At 55.5% G+C, this 25,129-nt stretch carries 21 protein-coding genes; 12 read left to right on the top strand and 9 right to left on the bottom strand.

Annotation, left to right across the window (positions count from 1 at the left end; all coding sequences use genetic code 11):
• The first annotated feature begins 369 nt into the window (after positions 1 to 369).
• Complete coding sequence (locus ACQ4N8_RS00735; RefSeq protein WP_430702393.1) at positions 370 to 636, top strand: hypothetical protein; 267 nt, start codon at positions 370 to 372, stop codon at positions 634 to 636.
• A gap of 158 nt (positions 637 to 794) precedes the next feature.
• On the opposite strand, the gene ACQ4N8_RS00730 is transcribed toward ACQ4N8_RS00735, so the two are convergent.
• Both ACQ4N8_RS00730 and ACQ4N8_RS00725 read right to left on the bottom strand, forming a co-directional pair.
• Positions 795 to 2,210: an amidase gene (locus tag ACQ4N8_RS00730; RefSeq protein ID WP_430702392.1), complete on the bottom strand. Its 1,416-nt coding sequence runs from the start codon at positions 2,208 to 2,210 to the stop codon at positions 795 to 797.
• Positions 2,203 to 2,388, bottom strand: a complete 186-nt coding sequence (locus ACQ4N8_RS00725) for a hypothetical protein (RefSeq protein ID WP_430702391.1) — start codon at positions 2,386 to 2,388, stop codon at positions 2,203 to 2,205. The genes ACQ4N8_RS00730 and ACQ4N8_RS00725 overlap by 8 nt, the downstream gene beginning before the upstream one ends.
• 444 nt (positions 2,389 to 2,832) lie before the next feature.
• On the opposite strand from ACQ4N8_RS00725, the gene ACQ4N8_RS00720 reads away from it, so the two are divergent.
• The 5 genes from ACQ4N8_RS00720 to urtE all read left to right on the top strand — a co-directional run bounded on the left by ACQ4N8_RS00720 (position 2,833) and on the right by urtE (position 7,536).
• Complete coding sequence (locus ACQ4N8_RS00720; protein ID WP_430702390.1) at positions 2,833 to 4,059, top strand: transporter substrate-binding domain-containing protein; 1,227 nt, start codon at positions 2,833 to 2,835, stop codon at positions 4,057 to 4,059.
• 102 nt (positions 4,060 to 4,161) lie between these two features.
• Positions 4,162 to 5,019 carry an urea ABC transporter permease subunit UrtB gene (gene urtB, locus ACQ4N8_RS00715; RefSeq protein WP_430702389.1) on the top strand — a complete coding sequence of 286 codons (858 nt, stop codon included), beginning with the start codon at positions 4,162 to 4,164 and terminating at the stop codon, positions 5,017 to 5,019.
• Between the two features lie 5 nt (positions 5,020 to 5,024).
• The gene (urtC, locus tag ACQ4N8_RS00710; RefSeq protein WP_430702388.1) at positions 5,025 to 6,089 is read left to right on the top strand and encodes an urea ABC transporter permease subunit UrtC; all 1,065 of its coding nucleotides are present in this window, start codon (positions 5,025 to 5,027) and stop codon (positions 6,087 to 6,089) included.
• Positions 6,090 to 6,101: 12 nt separating this feature from the next.
• Positions 6,102 to 6,845: an urea ABC transporter ATP-binding protein UrtD gene (urtD, locus tag ACQ4N8_RS00705; protein ID WP_430702387.1), complete on the top strand. Its 744-nt coding sequence runs from the start codon at positions 6,102 to 6,104 to the stop codon at positions 6,843 to 6,845.
• Complete coding sequence (gene urtE / locus ACQ4N8_RS00700; protein ID WP_430702386.1) at positions 6,838 to 7,536, top strand: urea ABC transporter ATP-binding subunit UrtE; 699 nt, start codon at positions 6,838 to 6,840, stop codon at positions 7,534 to 7,536. The genes urtD and urtE overlap by 8 nt, the downstream gene beginning before the upstream one ends.
• A gap of 18 nt (positions 7,537 to 7,554) precedes the next feature.
• Here urtE and ACQ4N8_RS00695 read toward each other — a convergent pair whose 3' ends face one another.
• The 7 genes from ACQ4N8_RS00695 to ACQ4N8_RS00665 form a co-directional block, all read right to left on the bottom strand.
• On the bottom strand, positions 7,555 to 8,475 hold the full coding sequence (locus ACQ4N8_RS00695; protein ID WP_430702385.1) for a LysR family transcriptional regulator: 921 nt from the start codon (positions 8,473 to 8,475) through the stop codon (positions 7,555 to 7,557).
• Between the two features lie 193 nt (positions 8,476 to 8,668).
• Positions 8,669 to 10,969 (bottom strand): helix-turn-helix domain-containing protein, encoded by a 2,301-nt coding sequence (locus tag ACQ4N8_RS00690; protein WP_430702384.1) that lies wholly within the window; start codon positions 10,967 to 10,969, stop codon positions 8,669 to 8,671.
• 154 nt (positions 10,970 to 11,123) lie between these two features.
• The gene (locus ACQ4N8_RS00685; protein ID WP_430702383.1) at positions 11,124 to 11,570 is read right to left on the bottom strand and encodes a hypothetical protein; all 447 of its coding nucleotides are present in this window, start codon (positions 11,568 to 11,570) and stop codon (positions 11,124 to 11,126) included.
• 11 nt (positions 11,571 to 11,581) lie between these two features.
• Positions 11,582 to 12,355 carry a VanZ family protein gene (locus tag ACQ4N8_RS00680; RefSeq protein ID WP_430702382.1) on the bottom strand — a complete coding sequence of 258 codons (774 nt, stop codon included), beginning with the start codon at positions 12,353 to 12,355 and terminating at the stop codon, positions 11,582 to 11,584.
• Positions 12,356 to 12,533: 178 nt separating this feature from the next.
• A complete protein-coding gene (locus ACQ4N8_RS00675; RefSeq protein ID WP_430702381.1) occupies positions 12,534 to 14,483 on the bottom strand; it encodes a flavocytochrome c in 1,950 nt (649 codons plus the stop codon).
• A 289-nt stretch (positions 14,484 to 14,772) separates the two neighbouring features.
• Entirely contained in the window at positions 14,773 to 15,288 is a 516-nt protein-coding gene (locus ACQ4N8_RS00670; protein WP_430702380.1) for an SRPBCC domain-containing protein, read from the bottom strand.
• Between the two features lie 31 nt (positions 15,289 to 15,319).
• On the bottom strand, positions 15,320 to 15,667 hold the full coding sequence (locus tag ACQ4N8_RS00665) for an ArsR/SmtB family transcription factor (protein ID WP_430702379.1): 348 nt from the start codon (positions 15,665 to 15,667) through the stop codon (positions 15,320 to 15,322).
• A gap of 316 nt (positions 15,668 to 15,983) precedes the next feature.
• Between ACQ4N8_RS00665 and ACQ4N8_RS00660 the strand changes: the two genes are divergently transcribed.
• The 6 genes from ACQ4N8_RS00660 to ACQ4N8_RS00635 all read left to right on the top strand — a co-directional run bounded on the left by ACQ4N8_RS00660 (position 15,984) and on the right by ACQ4N8_RS00635 (position 25,077).
• Positions 15,984 to 17,789 carry a cache domain-containing sensor histidine kinase gene (locus tag ACQ4N8_RS00660; protein ID WP_430702378.1) on the top strand — a complete coding sequence of 602 codons (1,806 nt, stop codon included), beginning with the start codon at positions 15,984 to 15,986 and terminating at the stop codon, positions 17,787 to 17,789.
• On the top strand, positions 17,786 to 19,420 hold the full coding sequence (locus tag ACQ4N8_RS00655) for a response regulator transcription factor (RefSeq protein WP_430702377.1): 1,635 nt from the start codon (positions 17,786 to 17,788) through the stop codon (positions 19,418 to 19,420). The genes ACQ4N8_RS00660 and ACQ4N8_RS00655 overlap by 4 nt, the downstream gene beginning before the upstream one ends.
• A gap of 144 nt (positions 19,421 to 19,564) precedes the next feature.
• Complete coding sequence (locus tag ACQ4N8_RS00650) at positions 19,565 to 20,869, top strand: ABC transporter substrate-binding protein (protein WP_430702376.1); 1,305 nt, start codon at positions 19,565 to 19,567, stop codon at positions 20,867 to 20,869.
• A gap of 66 nt (positions 20,870 to 20,935) precedes the next feature.
• Complete coding sequence (locus ACQ4N8_RS00645; protein WP_430702375.1) at positions 20,936 to 21,820, top strand: carbohydrate ABC transporter permease; 885 nt, start codon at positions 20,936 to 20,938, stop codon at positions 21,818 to 21,820.
• Entirely contained in the window at positions 21,817 to 22,671 is an 855-nt protein-coding gene (locus ACQ4N8_RS00640; protein ID WP_430702374.1) for a carbohydrate ABC transporter permease, read from the top strand. The genes ACQ4N8_RS00645 and ACQ4N8_RS00640 overlap by 4 nt, the downstream gene beginning before the upstream one ends.
• Positions 22,672 to 22,680: 9 nt before the next feature.
• The gene (locus ACQ4N8_RS00635) at positions 22,681 to 25,077 is read left to right on the top strand and encodes a TIM-barrel domain-containing protein (protein ID WP_430702373.1); all 2,397 of its coding nucleotides are present in this window, start codon (positions 22,681 to 22,683) and stop codon (positions 25,075 to 25,077) included.
• Positions 25,078 to 25,129 lie beyond the last annotated feature (52 nt).

The raw sequence follows: 25,129 nt of genomic DNA, 5'->3' as shown, positions 1-25,129 counted from the left end.
GGCGATGCCAAGCCGCGTAAACGGGCGGTTTTGGAGCGGTCTTCATTTTTTGAAGGCGCTTCATCAGAAGGGGCTGCTGTAGGGTTGACGTATCGGGCTTTCCGGAACGGGTTCAAATTATGTGGATCTTCAAAAAACGGCGATATTCCGCTAGTCCAAGAAAAAATGATGCGAATAAAGTCGATTCCATAATTAGAAAGCCTTGATCTAACTGAGTTTATGAGCATAAAAAAGGGAAGCTCTTCAAGTTCCTTTCTCGTAATTATAGTTATGCAGACCATAACCCGAGAACGTAAAGGAAGATTTCTCTATGTATAAAGAAGGAGCAGCCATGAAAAAGTACGCTGCAACGATTCTTACGTAACCGGCATGCATGTGTTCAGCGAGGACGGCGTCGATACGATCACCTATGACCAAACGCTGCAAATGTATGCCGACGTCATGCCGAGCGATGCAAATCATGACGTTACGTGGTCCGTCCGGCCTCTGACCGGGGACGTGCTGCCGACGATCGGAGGCGACAACATACTGCGAATCGTTGACGGGACCGGCACGGTGGAAGTGACGGCTACGTCCGTCAGAAACCGGACGATTAAAAGCGAACGTCACCATAAACGTAGTGGATTACGGTTATAGGTATTCCGGGGGGGACAGATAGTCTGACCACAGCCGACAGGCCGTTCAAGATAAAATTCTTGAACGGCCTGTTTTTTTGCGATGATTCCGGTGTGCTTGCCGGTTTGCTGCACGCTCGCGGCCGGTGGACCGACAGCCAGCGCGGTTGGCAGAGCGGTTTAGGCCACCGTCAGCGCCGGTTTCTTTGCCGGGAAGTTGGTGGCTTTTTCAAAGGCGTAGCCCACTTTCAACAAGGTCCCTTCATCGAAAGGCTTACCCATAATTTGCATACCGACCGGCAGCCCGCCCTTGAATCCGCACGGCACGGACAAACTCGGCATGCCCGTCAGGTTGGCCGGCGGCGTAAAACGGATGAGTTCGACGTCGATATTGGCCTTCGCGCCGTTCAAGTCCTCGAAGCTTTCGCCGATTTTGCTGGCCGCGATCGGCAGCGTCGGCGCGACGATCACATCGCATTGCGTATACGCGCTCTCGAACTCCAGGGCCAGTTTGCGGCGGATTTGCTGGGCCATCACAAAATCGACGGCTGACGGCAAATGGGCGTACCCCAGCGAATGGCGTACGTTTTCGCCGAAATCCAGCGGCCGGGTTTTCATGCTGTGATGATGGATGGCCCCCGACTCGCCCAAAACGGTGGCGTATTCGGCAAACAGCGTATGCTTCAGCGACGGGATCGATACCGGCTTGATGACCGCGCCCAGCGCCCGCAGCGTTTCAATGCCCTGTCGGATCGCCGCCGCGACGTCCGGATCGACGTTGTGGAAGAAATAATCTTCTTCGACTCCGATGACGAGCCCGCGGATGTCTTCCGTCAAAAATTCGGTGTATTGCGGCACGGGCGCCTTCAACGTCGTCGGATCTTCCGCATCGTAACCGGCGATGGCTTGCAGCAAAATGGCGGCGTCAGACACGGTTTTGGTCATCGGGCCGATATGGTCCAGCGACCAGGACAGCGGGAAGCAGCCATGTTTGCTAACGCGTCCGTGCGTAGGCTTCAGGCCGACGATGCCGCAGATCGACGCGGGGATGCGGACGGAGCCCGCGGTGTCGGTGCCCAAGGAAGCGAAAGCCATGTCGGCGGCGACCGCCGCGCCCGAACCGCCGCTGGAGCCGCCGGGAATCCGCTCCAGATCCCAGGGATTGCGGCAGGCGCCGAAATGGTCGTTGTTGGTGGTGCCGCCCCAGGCGTATTCATGCATGTTAAGCGTGCCCGTCAGCACCGCTCCCGCATTTTTCAGCTTGGTGATGACGGTAGCATCGTATCCCCCGACAAAATCCTTATGGATTTTCGAGCCCATGGTCGACACTTTGTCCTCCATGAAGAAAATATCCTTGAGCGCCAGTGGAATCCCGTGCAGAGGCCCACGGTATCCGCCGCCCGCAATGTCGGCTTCGGCCCGCTTGGCGGCCTGCATGGCCGATTCCTCATCAATATGAATATAGGCATTTACAGTGGGATTCAACTGCTCAACGCGGTCAAGCAGCGCTTTCGTCAATTCGATGGGGGAAAGCTTTTTTTGCTCGATTAGCGGCGCCAGTTCCGAAACGGATTGGCCGGTTAGCGTTTCACTCATGGCGTTCCCCTCCTACCGGAATAAGAAATAACTGCATGTTCTGAATGTCCAGCCACTCTCTCTCCGCTTCTTCCCGCAGCCGGACAAAATCGGCCATCCTTTCTGCCAAAATAGCGTAGTCCTGCTCGGGCAGCGCAATTTCATTCGACATCAGCATCGTACGGACATATTGTTCCATTCCCATTCCTCCTCCACGATTTATCCCGCCACTAATATGTTAGTTAATCTTACATTTGTGGTCGAATCGGGATATTGATTGCCATTTTAGCAGATAAAAAGAGCTTTGAGATATAACAAAACGATATAGGTTACACCAACCTGACATCACATGATTTTCTTGTTGGTTCCTTTATATACTGCCGTAACAAAAGCGTGAAAAAATATCAACAATCCTTTATTTTTAAGGGATTATCGTCTTATTAAGACACGTCGGTCCCGCCGGAACGACCGCCGCAGGGAGGGTATAAAAAGTTGATATATCTTCCGCCTCTCGATTCTGTGCTATAGTTCTCGGTAGAAAAGGCATCTGTAAATGTTATAAAACATTACACGAAATAGGAGAGATTCGTGCGGGCGATGTCTTGAGAAAAAATATATCTATTTGAAAAGGGGTAGGGGATGCATGATGAGAAAAAGAAGCTGGATTTCCACTTTGGCGGCGGGGCTGGTATTGGCGCTTGCGCTGACGGCTTGCGGCAGCTCGAACGGTGACGCCGGTGCCGGCGGCGAAGACGGAATAAAAGTAGGCGTGTTGTTCTCCACGAGCGGCCAAACGGCGTTGGGCGAACAAGGCATGGCGAATGCGACGCTGATGGCGATCGACGAAATCAACGCCGATGGCGGCGTCAACGGGAAACAGCTGGTGCCGATTCAAGAAGATTATGCCTCCGACCCGTCCATGGCAGCCACGAAAGCGAAAAAGCTGCTGATGGAAGACGATGTGGCGGCCATCATAGGCGCCTATACATCGGCGAGCCGGCAAGCCGTACTGCCAATCGTCGAACAAAACGACGGACTGCTGGTTTATCCGATGCAATACGAAGGCGAGGAATATTCGGACAACATCATATATACCGGGCCCGTCCCGAACCAGGGTCTGCAAATGTTTATTCCGTGGCTGACGGAGAACAAAGGGAAGAAATTTTTTCTCATCGGTTCGGACTACGTGTTCCCCGTAGAAACGAACAAGCAGGTCAAAGCGCTGCTTGAAATGAATGGCGGCACGATGGTCGGCGAGGAATATGTACCGATGGGGCAAGCCGAATTCGCTTCGGTCATCAACAAGATCAAAGAAGCGAAACCGGACATCGTGTTCTCGACGCTGGTCGCCGAAAGCGTGTCGGCTTTCTATAAACAATTCGCGAACTACGGATTGACTTCCGAAGACATCCTGATCGCCAGCACCACGCCGACGGAAACCGATTTGGCGGCGATGGGAGGAGAGCCGGCCAAAGGCCATATCACCGTGCAGCCATATTTTCAATCCGTCGACACGCCCGAGAACAAGGACTTCATCACGAACTATCAGAAAAAATACGGCAACGCGCCGGTGAATACGCAAATGGAAGCGGCTTATTATTCGGTTTATCTGCTGAAGGAGGCGCTCGCCAAAACGGAAGATCTCACCGATACGAAGCAGCTCATCGCGAATTTCGCGGGATTGGAATTCCAAGCGCCGCAAGGCAAAATCCAGATGGACGAGAAAAACCACCATACGAAGCTGAACGCGTTCATCGGGGTGGCCAACGAACAAGGGCAATTCGACATCGTCAAGACCTTCGATCCGGTCAGCCCCGAACCGTGGTCCAAGCTGATTTTCCCGGACCAGGAAGAACCTTGGGACAAATAAGCAACCCAATCATTCGTGGCCGCCAAGTTTGGCGGCCTGATCATCACGCCAGACGGAAGCAAGGGGAGAACTCTCCCCTCTTCCTTACTAAGGAGGAAAGCTATGAACATCGCACAACAAATCGTTGACGGCGTCAGCGTGGCCGGAACGCTGCTGTTAATGACGCTGGGTCTCGCGATCACGTTCGGCGTTATGAAGATCATCAACCTGGCTCACGGCGAATTGATCATGGTCGGGGCGTATACCACGTACGTGGTAACCAGCCAGTGGCATCTGCCGTTTGCGGTGTCGGTCGTATGCGCTTTTGCCGTGACGGCGTTGATCGGAGCGCTGATGGAATGGCTGGTGATTCGCAGGTTGTACGGAAGGCCGATGGAAACGCTGCTCGCCACGTTCGGCATCTCCATCTTGCTGCAGCAGATTGTCAGGCTGATCTTTGGCGCGACGAACAAGCCGATCGAAAGTCCGATCTCCGGCACGCTGGCCATAGGGGAGATCGTCATTCCGTACCTGCGCTTGTTTATGATCGCGTTTGCCTTGGCGCTACTGGCCGTTACTGCGCTGATCCTGTACAAAACCAAATTCGGCATGCTCGTGCGGACCGTATCGCAAAACCGGAAAATGAGCGAATGCCTGGGGATCAACACGACGCGGATCGACCTGCTCACCTTCGCCTGGGGCGCTGGTCTGACCGGCACGGCGGGCGCGGTGCTGTCGCCGCTGAGAAACGTGGCTCCGACGATGGGCGTGGATTACATGATCGACTCCTTTATGACGATCGTGCTGGGCGGCGTCGGTTCGTTGCCGGGGACGATCGCCGGTTCGGCGATCATGGGCGAAGCCAGCCAGCTGCTGACGTATTTCGGCGGCGAAACCGGGGCGAAAATCATAGTGTTCCTGATCGTGATCGTGTTGATCCGGTTTAAACCGGAAGGCCTTATCAAAATGGAAAGCAGGTGAACAGGATGAAGAAATGGGTGTCGGAACACGCGGTAAGCTCCTTGCTGCTCCTTTACTTGGCGTTTACCCCGATGTTCTCGTCGGCGTTTGGCGTGGAATTAATGGGTAAATTCGTCGTCTTTGTCATTTTCGCTATCGCCCTGGATCTCGTATGGGGATACGCCGGACTGCTGAGCCTTGGCCATGCCGTATTCTTCGGGATGGGTGGTTATGTGCTCGCCTTGTCGTATTCGATCCAGGACGGGGTCCCCGGCTTTATGTCGCGGTTCGATATCCAGGAAATCCCGGCCTTTCTCAAGCCGCTGCAGAGCATTCCAGCCGCGCTCGGCATCGGGGTGCTGCTTCCGGCCGCCGTCGCCGGCATCGTAGGATATTTTATCTTCAAGAGCAAAGTGAGCGGTGTTTACTTTTCGCTGATCACGCTGGCGTTGGCCAAACTGATGGAAATGATGGCCATCAACAATCAGAAATTTACCGGCGGCTTCAACGGTCTGATGGGACTGCCGCGGTTCCCGATCCACGGGGAGCCAATGGATCTTATTCCGTACTATTATCTGGTGTTGATGGTTACCGTGCTGGTTTATTTGTTCAGCCGCTGGCTGACCCGCTCCCACTTCGGAAAAATAATCAAATCGATCCGGGAGAATGAGGGGCGCATCTCCTTCTTCAGCTACAACGTGGCGAATTATAAAATTTTTATCTTCATCGTATCCGGCTTCCTGTCCGGTTTGGCCGGCATGCTTTACGTCCCGATGGTTGGCTTTTTCTCTCCGCAGGATGTCGGCCTGAACATGTCCACCATGATTATCGTATGGCTGGCGATCGGCGGCCGCGGCACGATCGTTGGCGCCGCCGTAGGCACGCTGCTGATCAACATCTTGTCCAACAAGCTGTCGGAACAATATCCCGGGCAGTGGCAGCTATTCCTCGGCCTGGTCATTATTCTCGTCGTACTGTTTTTCCCGAACGGCATTTACGGCACAATAAAGTACGCCGCAGGCCGCTGGTTTAAGCCCGGAGGAACGAAAATCCGGGAAACGAAGGCGCAAGGCATACCAAACCACGATTAGGGAGTGATGCAAATGAACATTTTGGAAACGACCAGTTTGTCCGTCGATTTCAACGGGTTTAAGGCAATCTCCGATTTGCATTTTTCCCTGCGGGAGGGCGAAGTTCGGGTTATTTTGGGTCCGAACGGAGCCGGCAAAACGACCTTTATGGATCTGATTACGGGCAAAACCAAACCGACGGCGGGCCGTATCGTTTTTCGGGGAACCGACATCACTGGCATGGATACGCACAGAATCGCCCAGCTGGGCGTCGGCCGGAAGTTCCAGGGCCCGCATTTGTTCGACAACATGACCGTAACGGAAAATATCGAAGTCGCCATTCAAGGGTACCATCCGGTGTTTAAAGCGCTGTTTTTCAAAAAAACAAAAGAGATTCGCGAGCGGATCGACGACATCCTGGGCAAAGTGAATTTGCGGCCCAAAGCGGACGGCTTAGCCGTCAATTTGTCCCACGGCGAAAAACAGTGGCTGGAGATGGGGATGCTGCTAGCACAGGACCCGCAGCTGATCGTGCTTGACGAACCGACGACCGGCATGACCGCGGACGAAACGTACAAGACCGGCGAACTGATCGAAACCTTGTTTCAGGGCCGGTCGATACTGGTCATCGAGCACGACATGGCGTTCGTGCGGCAGATTGCCCGCGTGGTTACGGTGCTGCATCAGGGAAAGTGGCTGGCGGAAGGGACGCTGGAGGAGATCGAAAATGACGAACGGGTCCAAGAGGTTTATTTAAAGGGGGAGGCCCATGCTTAACGTAGCGGATTTGTCGGTGTCGTACGGGAAGACGAAAATCGTGCAGGGGGTTTCCCTGGACGTGCAGCGCCGGGACAAGGTTTGCCTGCTCGGGCGCAACGGCGTCGGCAAAACGACGCTGCTCAAAAGCCTGATCGGGCTGCTTCCCGCTAGAACGGGGAGCATCCGTCTGGACGGCAAGGAGATTTCCGGCGTGAAGACGTATCGGCGATCCCATGAAGGGATCGCGTACGTTCCGCAGGGCCGGGAGATCATCCCGATGTTGACCGTCCGAGAAAATTTGGAGCTGGGGGCGCTGGCTCATCATCCCAAAGACACGGAAGCGCTGATGGAGGAAGTGCTGACTTATTTTCCGGCGCTGCGCGAGCATTTGAAGCGCAAGGGCGGCGTTTTGTCCGGCGGCCAGCAGCAGCAGCTGGCGATCGGGCGCGCGTTGATGTCCCGGCCGGTCATTCTGCTGCTCGACGAGCCGTCAGAAGGCATTCAGCCGAACGTCGTACACGAAATTTCGGAAATTTTAAACCGGGTTAATGAAGACAAGGGCATATCGATTTTTATCGTCGAGCAAAACCTGGAATTTGCGTTTCGCATCGCATCGCGGTACTTCGTGATGGAAAAAGGCCGGATTGTCGCCTCCGGCGGCACGCGGGACGCGGACAAGGATGAGGTCAAAAGCTATTTGACGATTTGATCCGGCTGCATCCGGCGCTTACTCCACTGCGGTCAGCGTACGGCGCAAAAACTTGATTTCTTCACCGAACAGACGGTCCGTAGAATACGACATGCGAATTTCCATAGGCGCAAAGACGGTAAGCTCGACGATGCGCACATGCGCAGGAGCAAATTGCTCGAACACCCAACTGCACGACTTGGGCAGCATGGTATAAGCCAACCCCTCGGAAATCAGCGCGGCGGCGGTGTACAGATTGTCGACCGCTTGCAGGTAATCGATGCGATACGTTTCAAAAATACGGGACGTGACGTGCTTGTGCGCCACCAGAGTGGGATTGTCGAAAAGAAGGAAGGGCAGATGTTTGATGCGGTCGAGATTGCTTAAATCCGGCCGCATTTCTTCTCCCGCGGTGTCCGGACGGTAAATCAGGATTGTGCCGTCGTGGATGACCGGAACGGATTGCAGGCCGGGTCTTGTCTCATTGTGGAAATGAATGCCGACGTGCAGGCCGTGATGATACACCAGATCGACGATCGTTGGCGTCGAGCGCGTTATGAAGCGATAATTCAGCTGCGGGAAAAAGCGGCGGAAAGCGGCGATGATCGGATGGATCAAGCGGGGGGACAGCCAATCGTCGATGCCGATGAGAAGCCGGTCCGAACGGTTCATGACTTCTTCAAAGGAGGTGATCCGCTCGCCGGGCGCAAACGACAGCACGGTGGCGGCGTCGCGTAAATCCTGCACGAGCTGGATGGCGTACGGGAGGAAATAATACCCCTGTTTGGTCAGCTTGACGCCATCCCAGTTCCGTTCCAGTAAAGCGAAGCCAAGCCCGTCTTCCATTTTGCGCAGTCGATTGCTGAGAGCCGGCTGGGTCATATGAAGGGATAATGCGGCTTTCGAGATGCTTTTTTCGCGGGCGACGGCAAGAAACGACATCAGTCCTTCAATATCCATAAGACCAGCCCTCCTAACGGATGATTTCCCCCATTATAGCAAACATGCGAACCCTCTTCAACGGGATAAAGCAATAAAGAAAATAGCTCTTATCTTATACACTTTGTTCCATAGCGGTGAATCAGCGGAGTCAAGGGGAACGCTTTAAGGTCACGAATCGCTCGGTAGATCGGCTCGCTATCATCCCTTTCGCTCAACCCTTGCGGGTTTGCCGGTATTGGCCGGGGGTGGTGCCCACAATCTTTTTGAAGGCGCGGATAAAGCTCGAGGGGTTGGTGAAACCACACTGGGCGGCGATCGACTCCAACGTCTCTTCGTTTTCCCGCAACAGCCGCGTCGATTGCTGAATCCGCAGTTGGTCGAGCGTTTCCTTGAAGTTCTGGCCTATCGTTTTCTTAAAATGATGGCTGAAGTTGGACGTCGACATGCCGAAATGGTCGGCCATCAGCTGCAGCGAGCAGTTCGGATCCATGCCCTTCTCTTCGAGCGCCGCGAGCAGTTCCTCCCGCGAGGCCGTACGACCCTGGGGCACCGTCGCGCGGATCATCTCGCACAGCTTGGCCCCGCTTTCCCACAGGATGCCGGCCATTTGCTCCAGCGTATAGCGGGGGCGGAACGCGGCGTCGGTCAGGCGCAGCAAGCTTTGGTCGTCCTGCCGGAAACGCTGCAGTCCGTTAAAAATCACGCTGACCGTGTTCAGATACACGCTGCGCAGCATATGCGGCGGCAGCCCGCCGCGGCCCAAGTACCCGGCGATCCGATCGATCAGGGATTCCACCTGGGCGGCTTCGTTCTTCAGAATGGACAGCTCCAAAGACTGCAACAGCTCGGCGAAATAAGACACCGTACCGGACGGCGACACCTCGATCTCGTCAAAGCCCAAAATGGAGCCGTCGCCGCGAAGCCGCAGCTGCTCCGCCGTCCGAAGCGCCTGCAGATAGGAGACGTGCGCGGTTTGGGGGTTCCGTCCTTCTCCCGGTCGACCGATCCCGATGGTCGTCCTACTCCCGCCGACGCCGTCGCCTTCGCCCGCCTGCCGCTGAAGCTCCTCCTGCAGCCCGGCCAAATGCACTTTCAGCGAGAAGTTCTCTTCGTGGGAGCAGACCAGCACCATTTCGTGATGGTAGACGCTTTTGAACAAATATCCTCGCGTTCCCTCGGGAAACCTCTCCTCCAGGCTTCGGCAGGCATCCCAAATCCGATCTGCCGCTTCCGCCTCGGCGTCGCAGGAGATGACGGCCACCGATAGGCAAGACCCGCTTAGGTCGATTCCCACCTTCGCCACCTCCCGGGCGAAAGGCTCCCAGGCGGTAAAATACCCGTTCACCAGCTCCAGCAGCAGATTGTCACGCATGAGGGGCAGCGTTCCTTTCACTTCCTCGTCCAGCCGGCTGTTGGCCGCGGACAAACCGCTGAGCGTATAGCGGATCTTCTCGAGCTCATTCATCGGCTTATGCTCCTGCGGCTCGAACAGGCCGGCCGCAAACTCCACCAGCCGTTTGATCGGGTGGTAATTGTTGCGGATCGAGACGTAAATCACGATCACTTCCAGCAGCAGGATGAGGCCGACCAGCAGCGCCGTATTGAGCTGGATCGTGCGCAGCTCCTGCAGCGAATCGGATAAGGGAAGCAGACTGACGTACTTCCAGCCGTTTTTGTCCGAGACCGCATAGGATACGAGATAGGTCGCACCGTTAATCGTATGGATGCCGGAGACCGGGCCGCCGTCGCTTTCCTGCCCCATCCACTCCACCAGCTTCGGCAGATCGTCCGAACTCCGGTATAACGACCCGTTCGAAGCGACCAGCGGCTGCCCCTGCCCGTCAAGGATAAAAAAGTCCCCGGCATACGTCTCGGACACCGACCGCATCATGCGGAGGATCGTATCCTCCCGGACCAGGATCATCACCACGCCGGGGGAATGGGACCCGCCGACCGGCAGCGGCTGCAGGAAAGTCAGCATCCGCACCCGATTGTTGCCGGGAATGACGATTTCCTCCACCGGCCGGACCAGGGGGGCGTCCAGCGTGTTCAGCGTCTCCTTCATGTAGGCGGGCTGCCAATCTTCATAGGTGAAGCCGATCCCGGGCGTGGCCATATCCTCCAAACTGTATGCGCTTCCAGTTTTGGAGAATAACATGCCGATGTTCCGTACGTACAGCAACGTGTTGTAGATGAAAGCGTCAGTGGCGTTGTATTTTTTCATCTCATTCGCAATCAACACCCGCTGGTAATCGCTCTCTTCCGCCTGGTACAGCCGGAACTCCCGGTTTTGCACGAGCTCGAACGGCAGGTTGTACACATATCGCGTGAACGTATCCATCGACGTCATGAACTGCTCCGTGATATGGGCGTTCCAATCCATTTCCTTCGCCTTCACCGCCGCCGCCGACTGCGGATAATAGTAGAACAAAATAATCAGCACCGGAAACAGCAGCACGAGCAAATAGGAAATCAGCAGCTTGGTCAGCAGATTGACCTTATTTTTCCCCAAGCCGGGTCACCTTCCTTTCCGTCCTTGTCCACTCCAAAGTTACTTTAAGAATACGGGATCGGCGCCGAAATGAGAACGTTCTTTCTGCGCAATTTGGGCTCTATAGTTATATGTACAGGGATTGAGAGAGGTATAGAAGATAGATTTGGGGGAGCTAATACAGGCAAAAAAATAAGACCAGCACGAGGCGGCTCCTAGACAGAACCATAACGCCAGTCTTGAGTAGGATTATACGGACCGTTGTTTTTATCGTGACACACATTTCTGCAACCGATTCGAGATCATCTTCCAAAAGAACGCGCAAAACATAAGGGGCATGTTTATGACGGTTAGGGGTATTGTAATACCGGGAATAGTTATTTTCATAATCGATCGCATATTCAATCAATTGACGAGCTAGCTCCAATCTGAGCTCATCAAGGGTCTCACCATCTGCAACGATGTCTTCAATCTGCTCTATAGACCCCGCATATCGGCCATCTTCATCTTGTTCATATTCGAAGGTCAATTCATAAATCGATAACAATTCCTTCATTTGCTGTATGGAAAAAGCCATAATGACATCTCGGTTGCGCTTAATCGCTTGCGGCTTCTCCCTCACTATGGTATCGATTACTTGTCCTCCGTTTCTTTTGGCGCCGTCGTTCGCCTATGTTTCGGATTCATATACACGGTCAATTCTTGTGTTCCCACGGCGGTCAAAATCCCAAACAAGTCGGCCCTGGTTTCATCCCATCCCGCCAACACCTCTTTGTTCTCAACGACAGATTCGACCCTTCCCTTGGAAAAAGGCAAGATGCTGTTATAGCCCATCATCTTGGCGGAAGCGCCCCCGGCAAGACCAACAACCAAGAAGAGGACAATCAGCGCCGTCAGGAGGCGATCTGTTGAGGAGGTTTTCTTTCGGAACCATCGATAGATCCCGATCCCTATCATCCCACCCAGGGAATTCAATAGAATATCATCGATATCGCTGCTGCCCAAAGCCAAGACATATTGAATGATTTCAAGCAGAAGCGAGATAATCAGCGGCCACAGCGATTGCATGCGAAAAGACTTTCCGTTTCCTGCATGGGCCACAAATATCCCCAAGGGCACAAAAATCGCGATATTCCCTACTACATTGACCAAAGCCCTCTCCATGCCAATGTTCTCACTCGTAAAAAACTCTATAATCGTATAAAAAGGAATCAGATTCACGCTTCTTAATAAAAGCAGCGGGGTTGCATGGAATAGCGCCGAAAATGGAATGATCTTAAACAAAATCACTTTAAGGGCAAACAAAGCATAAGCGGCAAATAGCAAGTAAAATAGGACAAGCAATAATCGCCTGGTTCCGGTTGGTTTCGGCCTGCCGCTCTGTCCTCTATGGAACGGATAATCCATACTGCAGTACACCTTCCCTTGGTTCCTTTTATTCGGTTCCCCATCCTAAGGGTTCCATTATATGGAGTCACGTTTGCCTTAACGAATTAGTTACAGGCCAAAAAAACAAAAGCCCCTGCGTCCCTACCGCCTTGACGGCGGAGAGAAGCAGGAGCCTTTGCTTATTGGTACCCGATGATTATTTGCCGGCCGCGCTGGCTCCGGCAATCCGTCCAAACGTGAAAATGTCCGTGATGGCGTTGCCGCCAAGCCGGTTGCCCGCATGAACTCCGCCGGCAACCTCGCCGGCCGCGAATAAGCCTTCAATCGGTTTGCCTTCCGTGTTCAACACCTGGGCCTTTTCGTTAATTTCAAGACCGCCCATCGTATGATGCACGGAGGGGGTTCTTGGCGTAGCAAAGAACGGAGGCGTTTCGAGTTTTGCGCCAAAATTTTTCTTGCCAAACTCAGGGTCAAGCTGATTTTCTACGTAAGTGTTGTATTTCTTCATTTCCGCGACAAAGGTATCGGCCGGTACGCCCATTTGCTCGGCCAGTTCCTCCAGGGTATCCGCCTTGAAAATATTTTTGTTGGCAATCAGATCCTGATAACTGTCGCCCCAACCACTCTTCCCGTTCAGATCGGGGTTGCCCAGCGAGGTCATATCGCTGATGATGTAGAAGGTCTTATCCGTCTGCTCCAGGGCGGCGGCAGCCAAAACGTCTCTTTCGGCGTATTCGTTCACATACCGCTTGCCTTCCTTATTCACGAAAATCTGGGTTTCCGCGCTTCCCCATACGCCGCCGGACAAAGCCCCCGTTCCCGGTTGACCGCTCGGCATCAGTTGGATAAAGCCCATGCCCCACAGATTCGCCCCGACTTCCTTCCCCATCGCAATACCGTCGCCGGTAGCATTCGTCGTGTTGGTTGTCATGATGTTTGCATCCAGATCAGGCCAATAGTTGTTGTATTCAACGACCATTTCGGGGTTTGCTCCGAAACCGCCCGTGGCCATGACCACGCCCTTGGAAGCCTTCAAGGTGACCGGCGTGCCGTCAGACTGCTCGGCGGTCACGCCCACGATTCTGCCGTTCTCAACCATCAGCTTGGTGGCCTTCGTATTCATCATAATTTCCGCGCCAAGCTCTTTTGCGCTTTTCTCCATCGTGTTAATATACCCGGTTCCCAGCGGTTCGGCATTATGGTGGGTTCTAGGCCACAAGGCGCCAAGTACGGTACCGATCCCATCCTCGAACTTGGCACCGTGGCTCTCCAGCCATTGAATCGTTCCGTAGCTGTTGGTCGTCAGCGTCTTAACGAGTTCAAATTTGCCGGAGATTTCTTTCCCGTCAAGGTCTGTTCGCTTCCCGCCGATATAGGTGTGAATCATATGCAATTCAGGCGAATCAAACAGCTTGGTCGTATCCCCGTTGGCGAGGTATTCCTTGATCTGACCCTTGAGCGTCTTTAATGTATCGGCATAATCGCCGAATTCTTTCTCATCGTAGGTCAGAATCTCCTTCAACTCGTTGATCAGCGCTTTCGTCATGGCCACTTTGGGCTGTCTGACCGGGTCATAGGAATTGAATTCGCCTCCCGAACGAATCGTGTTCCCGCCGAGAGCAGGCGATTTTTCGATCAAAATCACCTTTGCTCCGTTCTCAGCGGCCGATACCGCAGCGGCAAGTCCCGCTCCGCCCCCGCCGACAACAACGACTTCGGTCTCCTTCGTAATCGCTTCTTTCGCAACCGCCTTCAACGGTTCTCTGTTCTTCAATTCGTCGATGTCGGCCCCGGCCTTCGCCAAAGCGTCAGCAATAGCGTCAATCAGGCCGTTGCTGGATACGGATGCCCCCGATACGACATCTATCTTAAGGCTTTGCCCCTCCACTACCTTCTGCGGAATGGTCTCAAATACGGCATCGCTTACTCCCTCGGTATCCTTCTGCTCCAGCACCTTAACCGATTGAATAGTGTTGGCATCCACCGTTACTTCTACTTTAATCACGCTATGTAGGCCCTGCGCTTCCCCCGTGTACGTCCCCGGTGTGTAAAGCCCTTGGGTATCCGCTGCGTCAGGCGTTGCTTCCTTATTGCTGCCGCTGCATCCGATCACACCCATGATCAAAATAAAGATCAGTGCTGCCAAAAATCCAGTTCTTGCATACCTGTGATTCGAACGTTTCATGCTCCCTGTTCCCTCTCCTTATTTGTGATTGTTTTCACAATTTAAGTGAAAAAATTCACGAATATTGCCGAAGCAAATTCGCTTACATTAATCATTATAGGCATTAAATTTCTCGTCTTCCCGTGCCTTTTCTCACAAGAAGGGTTAAGGAACCGCCCCGGAATGAGGCATTGGACGGAAGATTATACGTTCCGTCATGAATATAAACAGCCGCCGGCTCACAGGCCGTGCGGCTGTTCTTGGAATTCCCTTATTTCACTTCGTTCAAGCGCTCTTCCAAACGATCCCACGTTTCCGTGATGCCTTGCAGCATGCCCATGTCCATAACGGTTTGGAGGGATTCCGCGGATACATATTCCCCACGGCTAACCAGCTTTGTTTTGCCGCCCACATCGATGAATTCCATCGTGACCACGGTTGCCGGCAGCGAATCGTCCACATTCCCCTCGGCATCCGAGAAGTAATCGGTGTAGACGAAACTGTCCGGTTCGTCGATTTCCTTATACACGGCTTTGCCCCAAGATTCCATCCCGTAGAAATCGCCCTGCTTCTGATCCATGCACTTCATGCAGTAGTGCCAAACGCCGCCGGGCCGGAAATCAACGTTGCACACCGTAACCTCCCAGCCTCTCGGGCCCCACCAGTGCTTCAGATGCTCCGCCTCTTTAAACATCGAGAACACCAGCTCTTTCGGCGCATTGAACTCGCGCTCGAGCACCAGCACCGTTTCATTTTCTACTCGGTGAACCATCGTTTGATTGGACATTGTCAAATCCTCCTTAATCATTGAACGAATTTTAGGGTTGTTCTTCGTTTTGCAATTCCCGCAAGTAACCTTCCAGTTGATCGAATCGGTCCTCCATAACCTGCCGAAAAGACTTCACCCAGGCTTCCATCGCTTGAAAAGGCTCGGGCCGGAGCCTGTAGATCCGTCGGTTCCCGTCGGCCTTCGCTTCCAAAATTCCGCTATCGCTAAGTATCTTCAAATGCTTCGAGGCCTGGGGCTGACGAAGCCCCAGCCGGTCGGCGATTTCACCCACGGTGAGAGGACCATCGCGCAGGAGCTCGACGATATCCAAACGATTCGGTTCGGCCAAAGCGTTCAACATCGTCCGGTCCATGCCCGGCTTATTCTTTCCTGCCATGCCGCTCACCTCGTTAGGCGTTGATTACTCGATACCCTTCACTCCTTCATCGCTAAGGTTTTCATCCGGTTGATAACAATATACATCACTAGGAATATTCCTGTAAAGGAATATTGAAAAGTTTTTGAACTTTTTTTTGGACGGGCACGTCCAAGCAAAGCTATGCGATCTTCCCTCATCGTCGTGGCGAATCCCCCTCATGCTCCTTTCTCTGCTTTACAGATCCCATTTCCCATATTTAAATGTGAGATAAGCACATCGTCTTGTTTCTAGTTTTGGTTTGTGATTTTTGATCCTCTACAAGGAAGGCGCGCTTATGACAAAATGGCGGTTTAATTACCGGAACAAGTTGATTTTGGCCATGCTGGTGAGCTTGCTGCCGGTGCTGGCGGTGCAGATGGTCAGTTATTATGTGTCCAGCGACGCGATGAAGCGGAAGACGGATGTGCTGGTGGAAGCAAATCTGGTGCAAACGTCGAAGAATTTGGACACTTCGCTGCAGGCGTATGAGGATTTGCTGTATCAGATCATCACCAACGACGACGTCGTTCGGCTGCTGGGGGAGATCAATCATCCGACGGAGAACGTGGAGCTCAGCAAGCGCAAGCTGATCAACCTGCTCGCCTCCTACTCCTATGCCAAGAACGGGATCCGCAGCGTTGCGATTTTTGCCGCTAACGGGACGTTGATCAGCTATGACCGGCAGACCGGGTCCCCTTACGACAACCTGTGGACGCGGGTGCCGAATGTCACGGAGCTTCCGCTATACAAAGAGGCCGTTATGAACAAGACCGACAGCATCATGACGATTCCGGAACAAATGGACTCGATCAACTCCAGCGAGCAGTACGGCTTCCATTTGGCCCGCAAGCTGACAAACTATAATGCGATCAGCCTGGACAGCATGGGCGTGGCGGTGATTACGGTTTACGAGTCGGTGCTGGCCAAAGCGATCAACGTGGCGGAACCGGGCGGTGGATCGGCCGGGCAGATCGATAACCGCAATTTCCTGGCGGACAACCGGGGAGTCATTATTTCTTCGCCGGAAAAAAACAGCATCGGCCAACGCGTGGGCGAACTTCTGACCCGTTCCACCATCACCAACACCTACGTCAACCCGAACAGCGGATGGACCCTCTACAACCTGATCGACCAGAAGAAGCTGTTCAGCGAAATGTACGCGATGCGCCGACTGACGCTCACCGTAGGTTTTGGGGCGCTGCTGGCCGCGGCGCTGCTGATCTTCTACTTCTCCAACCGGCTCTCGGGCTCCATCCGCCGAGTGGTCAAGGCGATGCGCAACGCCAGTCTCGGAACGCTGACCGTCCATGTGGACGAGCCCTCCCGGGACGAAATTTCGACGATCGCATTTAACTTCAACAAAATGATGAATACGATCAACGAGCTGATGCACGAGGTCAAGGAGACTGGCGAAAAGCGCAGGGAAGCGGAAATCCGCGCCCTGGAAGCGCAAATCAACCCCCATTTTCTGTACAACTCGCTGGATTCGATCAATTGGCTGGCGATTGAAAAAGAAGAGCACCAGATCAGCCAAATGCTGAAAGGGCTGGCGCAGATTCTAAGGTACAGCATCAAGGACAGCAACAAGCGGGTGGCCGTCCGGGAGGAGCTGCAGTGGATGGACCGGTATATCTATCTGCAGCAGCACCGTTTCCGTTCCTCCTTCTCCTGCACCGTCGAGCGGGATGATCGCACGCTGGACTGCCTGGTTCCCAAGCTGATATTGCAGCCGTTCATCGAAAATGCCATCATTCACGGCTTCTCCGGCATCAAACAGGGCGGCGAGCTCTGGATCGGCATCCGGCTGCTGCCGGAGCTCGCGAAAAACGGAAGAACGGCGGCCACCCATAACACCTCCGCCGGAGGTCGGCTGGAGTGGGTCATCCGGGACAACGGCTGCGGCATGGACGAAGCGAAGCTGGCGGAGATTTTCAAGGAAAATCCGGATCATCCGATCGGCATCGGCATCCGCAACGTATTGGAACGGCTGCGGATGTATTACCGCGACGAAGCGTCCTGCTCGATTCAAAGCCGAGTCGGAGCCGGAACCGAAGTCAGAATGATCATGCCCGCCATTTGGAGAGGAGAAGAACAGCAATGAGAATCGTAGTGATCGAGGATGAAGACAACACCCGAGACGGGATTATCAAGCTGATCGGGCGGCTCGGAGCGCCTTACGAGGTCGTTGGCGACGCCGACGACGGGGCGAAAGGACTGGCCCTCATCGAAACGACAAGCCCGGATCTGGTGATTACGGACATTAAAATGCCGGAATTCAGCGGCATCGACATGCTGGACGATTTGAAACGCCGGGGGCACCGGCACCAGACCGTGATTTTGACCGGCTTTTCCCAATACGAATATGCCAAAAAAGCGCTCGGCCTCGGCGTCCTGGAGTTCCTGGAGAAGCCGATTACGGCCGAGGACCTGAAGCTCACGCTGGAAAAAGCGGAGCAGGAGCTACGGCTGCAGCAGATGGCGGGCGTGCCGCAAGGGACCGCGGCGGCGCGGCTGGAGCATTACTTGCAGCAGGCCGTGACGCTGAGCCAAGCGGACCCCGCCGTGCTGGCGCCGCTGCTGGAGCAGGCCGCCGGGTTTAAACCGGGGGCCGCGTACTGGCTGGCGACGGTTTATGCGGGCCAGTACGAGCTGGTACGGATGCCGCAGCTCAAAAGCAAGCTGACCGAGTGCCTTGCCTGCGCCGAAGACGTCCGCCATTTTGCGTTTGCCGTTCCGCAGGAGGCCAGTCTGGCCCTGCTGCTGCAATCCGGCAAGCCGGACGCCGAAGTCGCGCGGTTTATCGACCGGGAGTTGAAGCCGCTCGTACATCATTCCGCCCCTCACGCCGCCGTCAGCACGGTTCAGGTGCCGAAGCTCGAGTGGCTCAAAGCGGGCTTCGACCGTCTGACGGCGGCCCGGAAGTGGTTTGTCACGATAGACGAACAGGCGGAAGTGCTGCATATCGCGGAGGACGGGAGCACCGGCGGGCTGGGAATGGTCGGGACGGAGGCCGGAGTTGGCATTGGCGCTGAGCGCCGGACTCCCGCATCGGCTCCGGCCCTTGCCGCCGCCAAACTCATTTTCCCCCACGCGCTGGAGAATAAAGTGAAAAAGGCCATTTCCACCTATGAGCCGGAGCGGCTGGAGCCGTATTTTGCCGAATGGCTGGAGTTTTGCTTTACCGGGCGTTACGAACCGCAGCATATTTTGGACGGTACGGTGCGGCTGGCGACTTCGGCGCTGCAGATGATCGGCGAAACCTACGGGGACGAATGGGTATTCCGGCTCCAGAAGGCCTGGCTGCAGCCGGTGCTCGAATCGCATACGCGCCACGAGCTGAAGGCCGCGCTAGAGGGGATATTGCGGGATATCGCGGAAATCGGAGAGCGGCAGGTGCAACCGTCCTACAGCCTGATCGTGCAAAAAGCACTCAAAATCGTACACGAACGCTTCCGGGAGGGGATCACCCTGGAGGAAACCGCAGCCGTGCTGCGCATTACGCCGGAATATCTCAGCGCGATGTTCGCCAAGGAGGTGGGCAGCCATTTTTCCGCGTACCTCAAGCATATCCGGATTTCCCACGCCAAAAAGCTGTTGCAAACGACGGAGTTCAAAATGTTCGAGATCGCCAAGCTCGCCGGTTATCCCGACCCGAAGTATTTTTCGCGGGTGTTCAAGGAAGTGACCGGGCTTTCCCCGGCGGAGTACCAAAGGATGTTAAACAAGGACTGACTGAGGTACCTCTCCGGTGCCGAAAGCCCGATTTTTTGAACTCACTTTAACTTAATCCACCTTTCTTAAAGGTTTAGAATTTTAAAAGCGTTTTCACTCTTCTACACTAAGGGTGTCGACAATACTTGCTTAGGGGGAAACCAAGTGAAGCGAACCAAAACCCGTTTACTGCTTATGTCTTTGATGCTGATCCTCTCGTTAGCGCTTTCAGCCTGCGGCGGCTCGAATAATGACGCCGGCGCGGGCGGAACGTCCGGGAACGATTCCGGCGCGAATTCGTCCAATGCTTCGGGCAATCAAACACAGTCGGAAGCCCAGAAGAAGCTGACTTTATGGTTCTACTACGAAGGCAAATCGCAGTTCGATATCGTTAAATCGCTGACGGACGGCTTTACGAAAGTGCATCCGAACATCGAAGTCGATCCGGTCTATATCCCGTTCGCGGACTTCAAGAAACGCCTATCCGTCGGGTTGACCGCGTCGGACCTGCCGGACATCGTCATTATCGATAACCCGGACCATGCCGCTTACGCCGCGATGGGGCTCTTCGCGGACATTACCGACAAGCTGGCCGACTGGCCGGACAAAGACCAGTACTATGAAGGTCCGTGGAAATCGGCCTCATACGACGGCAAGCAATACGGCATTCCGCTCGGCAGCAACAACCTGGCCTTGTATTATAACGAAAAAATGCTGGCCGACGCCGGGGTTCAGCCACCGCAAACCTGGGATGAGCTGCGAGCGGCCGCCAAAGCGCTGACCCAAGGCAACGTCAAAGGTCTCGGCATCGCCGCGCCGCAAAGCGAAGAAGGCACGTTCCAATTCCTGCCGTGGCTGCTGTCCTCCGGCGCAACCTTTGACCATGTGGCCGGCGACGGCGCCAAAGCGTACGGCATTCTCGCCGATCTGATTAAAGACGGCTCCATGAGCAAGGAAGTCATCAACTGGACGCAGTCCGACGTCATGAAGCAGTTTGCCGCCGGCAACCTGGGCATGATGATCAACGGGCCGTGGCAAATTCCCGACCTTACCAAAACCGCGCCCGACCTGAAATTCGGCATCGCCTTCGTGCCGAAGGATAAGCAGTTCGCTTCCGTACTGGGAGGTGAAAACCTCGGCGTCATCGACGGCAAGAACGTCAACGAAGCCGTGGAATTCGTCAAATACGTAGCTACGCCGGAAGTCAGCAAGAAATTCGCCCAAGACTTCGGTTACTTCCCGGCCCGCAAGGACGTGGCCAACGATCCGTACTGGACGGATAACCCGCAGCTGAAGGTATTCGCCGAAAACATGGAATACGCCCAGCCGCGCGGCCCGCATCCGAAATGGCCGGAAATCTCCAGCGCCATCTCCGAAGCGCTCAGCAAAACGCTGACGCTGAGCACCTCGCCGGAGGATGCCGCCAATGAGGCGCAGGCCAAGATCGATAAAATGATGAGCGAAAAATAAACATGTCGGTGGAGTACTCGGATTTCAAATTGGTACTCCACTTTTACTAGAGGAGTGGAGAAACGCATGAGCCGGGCAAAAGGACGACTCGCCGGGTACTTGTTTGTACTTCCGGCGCTGGTATACATGATCTTCTTCGTCGGGTATCCGATCATCGACAACATCCGACTGAGCCTGTTTGACGTCAACGTCATGAATTTATCTAAAGGGCACCAGCCGTTCGTCGGGTTTGGCAACTATAAAGAATTGTTTCAAGAAGGCACCCTGCAGCAGGTGCTGATCAATACGCTGGTGTTCACCGTGGCCTGCCTGGTGCTCCAGTTCGTGTTCGGCCTCGCGCTGGCGCTGTTGTTCAACCTGCAATTCCGCTTCTCGCAGCGGCTGCGCGGGCTGGTCATGATCAGTTGGCTGCTGCCGGCGACGATCACCGCCATGATGTTCAAATTCATGTTCAGCACGGGCGGCATCGTCAACGATTTCCTGCTGCGCCTGCATCTCGCCCCGAGTCCGGTCGAATGGCTGGTCACCTCGGGAACGGCGATGTTCACCTTGATCCTCGCCAATACGTGGATCGGCATCCCTTTTAACATGATTTTGCTGACGACGGGGCTGACGACTATCCCAAGAGACATTTACGAAAGCGCGGCGATCGACGGGGCGGCGGCACCGCAGCGTTTTTTCAAAATCACTTTACCGCTGCTGAAGCCATCCATCTTGTCTTTGCTGGTGCTCGGGTTTATTTACACGTTTAAGGTGTTCGACATCGTGCTGATCATCACCAACGGCGGCCCCGTCAACGCGACGCAAATGATGTCCACGTTCGCCTACAAAATGTCGTTTGATCAGTTTAAATACAGTCAGGGCGCGGCGGTCTCCAACGTGATGTTCTTGCTGCTCCTGATCGTCGGGATCTTTTACTTGAAGCTGTTGAATAAGGAGGAGCCGTTATGACCGCAACCGTCAAATCACGAAAACGATCTTCCCGCTGGCTGCTGCCGCTGGTCAGCAGCCTCCTGGTGCTGCTCTTCCTGTTTCCGCTGTACTGGCTGGTGGTAACCTCGTTCAAAACGGAAGGGGAAATTTTCCGCTCCCCGCAAACCTGGTTCCCGCAAACCTGGCAGCTTAAATCGTATACGGAGCAGCTATCGGGGTCTTCCTTTGACATTTGGAACGGCTTCCGCAACAGCTTGTTTATCGCGCTCGGGGCTTTGCTCGTCTCGACCCTGCTGTCGATCCCGGCGGCTTACGGCGTGGCCCGGTTCCGGTTCCGCGGACGCCACGCCTTTATCCTGGTGTTCCTGGTGACGCAAATGCTGCCGGCCTCCCTACTGCTCACGCCGCTGTTCGTCCTGTTCAAAAACATCGGCCTGATCGGCCCGAACTATTGGAGCACGATTCTGGCCAACGCCACGGCGGGCATTCCGTTTTCGGTCGTCATCCTGCGTACGTATTTCGCCACGCTGCCCAAAGAACTGGAGGAATCCGCCAAAATCGACGGCTGCGGCACATTTTCGACCTTTCTGCGCATCATGCTGCCGATCGCCGTTCCCGGCGTGGTGGTGGCTATGGTCTTCTCGTTCCTGTTCGCTTGGGGCGACCTGATCTACGGCATGACATTCATCGGCAAAGAATCGCTGCGGCCGATTACGGCGGGCATTTACAATTTCCTCGGCTTCCAGAGCACGTCCTGGAACAACACGATGGCCTTCGGCACGGTGAGCATGCTCCCGGTCGCTTTGTTATTTATTTTTGTGCAGCGTTATATCGTCAGCGGTCTGACGAACGGTGCCGTGAAAGGATAGGATGAACCCATGGAAATCAAATCAAAAGGACTGAATCAGCCCGTCAGCATGGAGGCAAAGTTTGCGGGGCTCGCGGACAACTACTTTTTCCCGTCGCATGCGACTTCGTATGACCCGGCGGGGGCGGCAGGAACCGTGGCATGGAAAAGATACCTGCGTAAGCCGAGGCTCTCCTTCAACCAAATCGATTACCCGTTTACGGAGGCGACCGCCTGGGAGTTCCCGGAGGAATACCGGGAGTCGCCGGAAACGCCGTTCAGCCTGGAGTTTGTTAGCGAACGGACCATCCGGCTGCGCGTGAGCACCCGGAATCCGGGCTTGGGACGACGGGGGGCGACGGGGGTTGCGGGCTCTGCGGGGGCTGCGAACGTTTCGGACGCTCCTTCCCTGATGCTGACGGCAGGCGTGGCGGAGAACGATCCGACGGCCTTCGCGAACTGCCAGGACAACGGCGGAGAAATCGTCTATTCCGGGCCGGCCGGCTCGGTCACCGTGGTGCGCGACCCCTGGAAAATCGTGTTCCGCGACGCGTCCGGCCGTATTTTGACCGAAACCCGCCATTTCAAGGACGGCTCCTCGCTGCTGAACACGAACGGTCTGCCCTTCTCATTCACGCGGAGTTCGGCGGATATGAGCCACCATCTGGCGGCCAGCTTCCTGCTAAGGCCCGACGAGAAGCTGTTCGGCGGCGGCGAATCGTTTACGCGGCTCAACAAGCGCGGCCAGCGGCTGGATTTGTTCACCACGGACGCTTTAGGCGTGCAGACCGGCAAAATGTACAAACCGATCCCTTTCTTCCTGAGCAATGAAGGCTACGGGATGTTCGTGCACACCTCCGCTCCGTTAACCTTCGATTTCGGGGCGACGTACGACGACACCAACACGATTTATACCGGCGAGGAAGAACTGGATCTATTCGTTTTTCTGGGCTCGCCGAAGGAGATTTTAAGCGAGTACACCCGCCTGACCGGGCGCAGCCCGCTGCCGCCGCTGTGGTCGTTCGGCCTCTGGATGAGCCGGATCACCTACAGCTCGGAGGCGGAAGTCCGCGAGGTGGCGGCCAAGCTGCGGGAGCTGGATATTCCCTGCGACGTCATCCACCTCGACACCGGCTGGTTCGAGACCGACTGGCGGTGCAACTATGAGTTCTCCCCCAGCAGGTTCGACGATCCGGGCGCGATGATCGCCGATCTGAAGGAGCAGGGCTACCGGATTTCGCTGTGGCAGCTGCCTTATTTTACACCGAACAATTCGCTGTACGCCGAAATCCTGGAGCGGGGCTTCGCGGTCCGCATGCCGGACGGCAGCCTGCCGACCGAAGACGCGATCCTCGATTTCAGCCATCCCGAAGCGGTGGCCTGGTACCAGGAAAAGCTGGCGGGGCTGCTTGCGCTTGGCGTCGGCGCGATCAAGGTGGATTTCGGCGAAGCGGCGCCGCTCGGCGGCATTTACGCTTCCGGCCGGAGCGGATTCCACGAGCATAACCTATATCCGCTGCGTTACAACAAGGCCGCCGCCGAGGTCACCGAGCGGGTGAATGGCGAGTCGATCATCTGGGCGCGCAGCGCTTGGGCCGGCAGCCAGCGTTACCCGCTGCATTGGGGCGGAGACGCGGAGAATACGGACAGCGCGATGGCCGCCACCCTGCGGGCCGGCCTGTCGCTGGGCCTGTCCGGCTTCCCGTTCTGGAGCCACGACATCGGCGGCTTCGTGCACAGCAGTCCGGAAGAGCTGTACAGCCGCTGGCTGCCGTTCGGCATGCTCACCTCGCACAGCCGCTGCCACGGAGCGCCGCCGACGGAGCCTTGGGGTTACAGCGAGGCGTTTCAGGCGCTGTTCCGCGAAACCGTCAAGCTGAAATACGCCCTGCTGCCGTATGTGTACACGGAGGCCAAGCTCTGCTCGGATTCGGGATATCCGCTGATGAGGGCGTTGTTTGTCGAGTTCCCTGACGATCCCGGTTCCTGGCTGATCGAAGATGAGTATATGTTCGGCGCGAATTTGCTCGTGGCACCGCTGTTCGAAGACGCCGGAGAACGCCAAGTCTATCTGCCGCCGGGCGAGTGGTTCGATTACCAAAGCGGCGAGCGTTACGCGGGTGGACGTTGGCACAAGATCGCCGCCGGGAAGCTGCGCATCGTCGTGCTCGTCCGCGGCGGCGCGGTGATTCCGCATGCCAAGCCGGCGCTGTCGACGGCGTTTATGGATTGGAGCGAGCTGGAGTTTGTCGTGTTCGGAGGCGGGGGCGATAGTGACGGCGGCAAAGATGACAGCGGCGAAAACTTCGGAGCCGGCGCAGGCAAGACGCACGCTCCAGGCACGAAGCTTTACAACGTGTCCGTCTACGATCCGCAGACCGGCGTCATGCGCTCCATGGAGGTTCCCGCCGTTTCCCGGACATCCTGATTTTACTCTTGTAGGCATCCGCAGGCCCACACCGGCCTCAGATGCGGGTCCC

Origin of the sequence: Paenibacillus macerans (assembly GCF_050565405.1) — a bacterium.
GTDB lineage: Bacteria > Bacillota > Bacilli > Paenibacillales > Paenibacillaceae > Fontibacillus > Fontibacillus macerans_B.
Note: the sequence above shows the minus strand (reverse complement) of the source record. Positions and strands in the feature narration are given on the sequence as shown.

Excerpts from the sequence above, each read along its gene's own strand:
- ACQ4N8_RS00735 (WP_430702393.1), top strand. The coding sequence starts at position 370 with ATGCATGTGTTCAGCGAGGACGGCGTCGATACGATCACCTATGACCAA.
- ACQ4N8_RS00730 (WP_430702392.1), bottom strand. The coding sequence starts at position 2,210 with ATGAGTGAAACGCTAACCGGCCAATCCGTTTCGGAACTGGCGCCGCTA.
- ACQ4N8_RS00725 (WP_430702391.1), bottom strand. The coding sequence starts at position 2,388 with ATGGAACAATATGTCCGTACGATGCTGATGTCGAATGAAATTGCGCTG.
- ACQ4N8_RS00720 (WP_430702390.1), top strand. The coding sequence starts at position 2,833 with ATGATGAGAAAAAGAAGCTGGATTTCCACTTTGGCGGCGGGGCTGGTA.
- urtB (WP_430702389.1), top strand. The coding sequence starts at position 4,162 with ATGAACATCGCACAACAAATCGTTGACGGCGTCAGCGTGGCCGGAACG.
- urtC (WP_430702388.1), top strand. The coding sequence starts at position 5,025 with ATGAAGAAATGGGTGTCGGAACACGCGGTAAGCTCCTTGCTGCTCCTT.
- urtD (WP_430702387.1), top strand. The coding sequence starts at position 6,102 with ATGAACATTTTGGAAACGACCAGTTTGTCCGTCGATTTCAACGGGTTT.
- urtE (WP_430702386.1), top strand. The coding sequence starts at position 6,838 with ATGCTTAACGTAGCGGATTTGTCGGTGTCGTACGGGAAGACGAAAATC.
- ACQ4N8_RS00695 (WP_430702385.1), bottom strand. The coding sequence starts at position 8,475 with ATGGATATTGAAGGACTGATGTCGTTTCTTGCCGTCGCCCGCGAAAAA.
- ACQ4N8_RS00680 (WP_430702382.1), bottom strand. The coding sequence starts at position 12,355 with ATGGATTATCCGTTCCATAGAGGACAGAGCGGCAGGCCGAAACCAACC.
- ACQ4N8_RS00670 (WP_430702380.1), bottom strand. The coding sequence starts at position 15,288 with ATGTCCAATCAAACGATGGTTCACCGAGTAGAAAATGAAACGGTGCTG.
- ACQ4N8_RS00665 (WP_430702379.1), bottom strand. The coding sequence starts at position 15,667 with ATGGCAGGAAAGAATAAGCCGGGCATGGACCGGACGATGTTGAACGCT.
- ACQ4N8_RS00660 (WP_430702378.1), top strand. The coding sequence starts at position 15,984 with ATGACAAAATGGCGGTTTAATTACCGGAACAAGTTGATTTTGGCCATG.
- ACQ4N8_RS00655 (WP_430702377.1), top strand. The coding sequence starts at position 17,786 with ATGAGAATCGTAGTGATCGAGGATGAAGACAACACCCGAGACGGGATT.
- ACQ4N8_RS00645 (WP_430702375.1), top strand. The coding sequence starts at position 20,936 with ATGAGCCGGGCAAAAGGACGACTCGCCGGGTACTTGTTTGTACTTCCG.
- ACQ4N8_RS00640 (WP_430702374.1), top strand. The coding sequence starts at position 21,817 with ATGACCGCAACCGTCAAATCACGAAAACGATCTTCCCGCTGGCTGCTG.
- ACQ4N8_RS00635 (WP_430702373.1), top strand. The coding sequence starts at position 22,681 with ATGGAAATCAAATCAAAAGGACTGAATCAGCCCGTCAGCATGGAGGCA.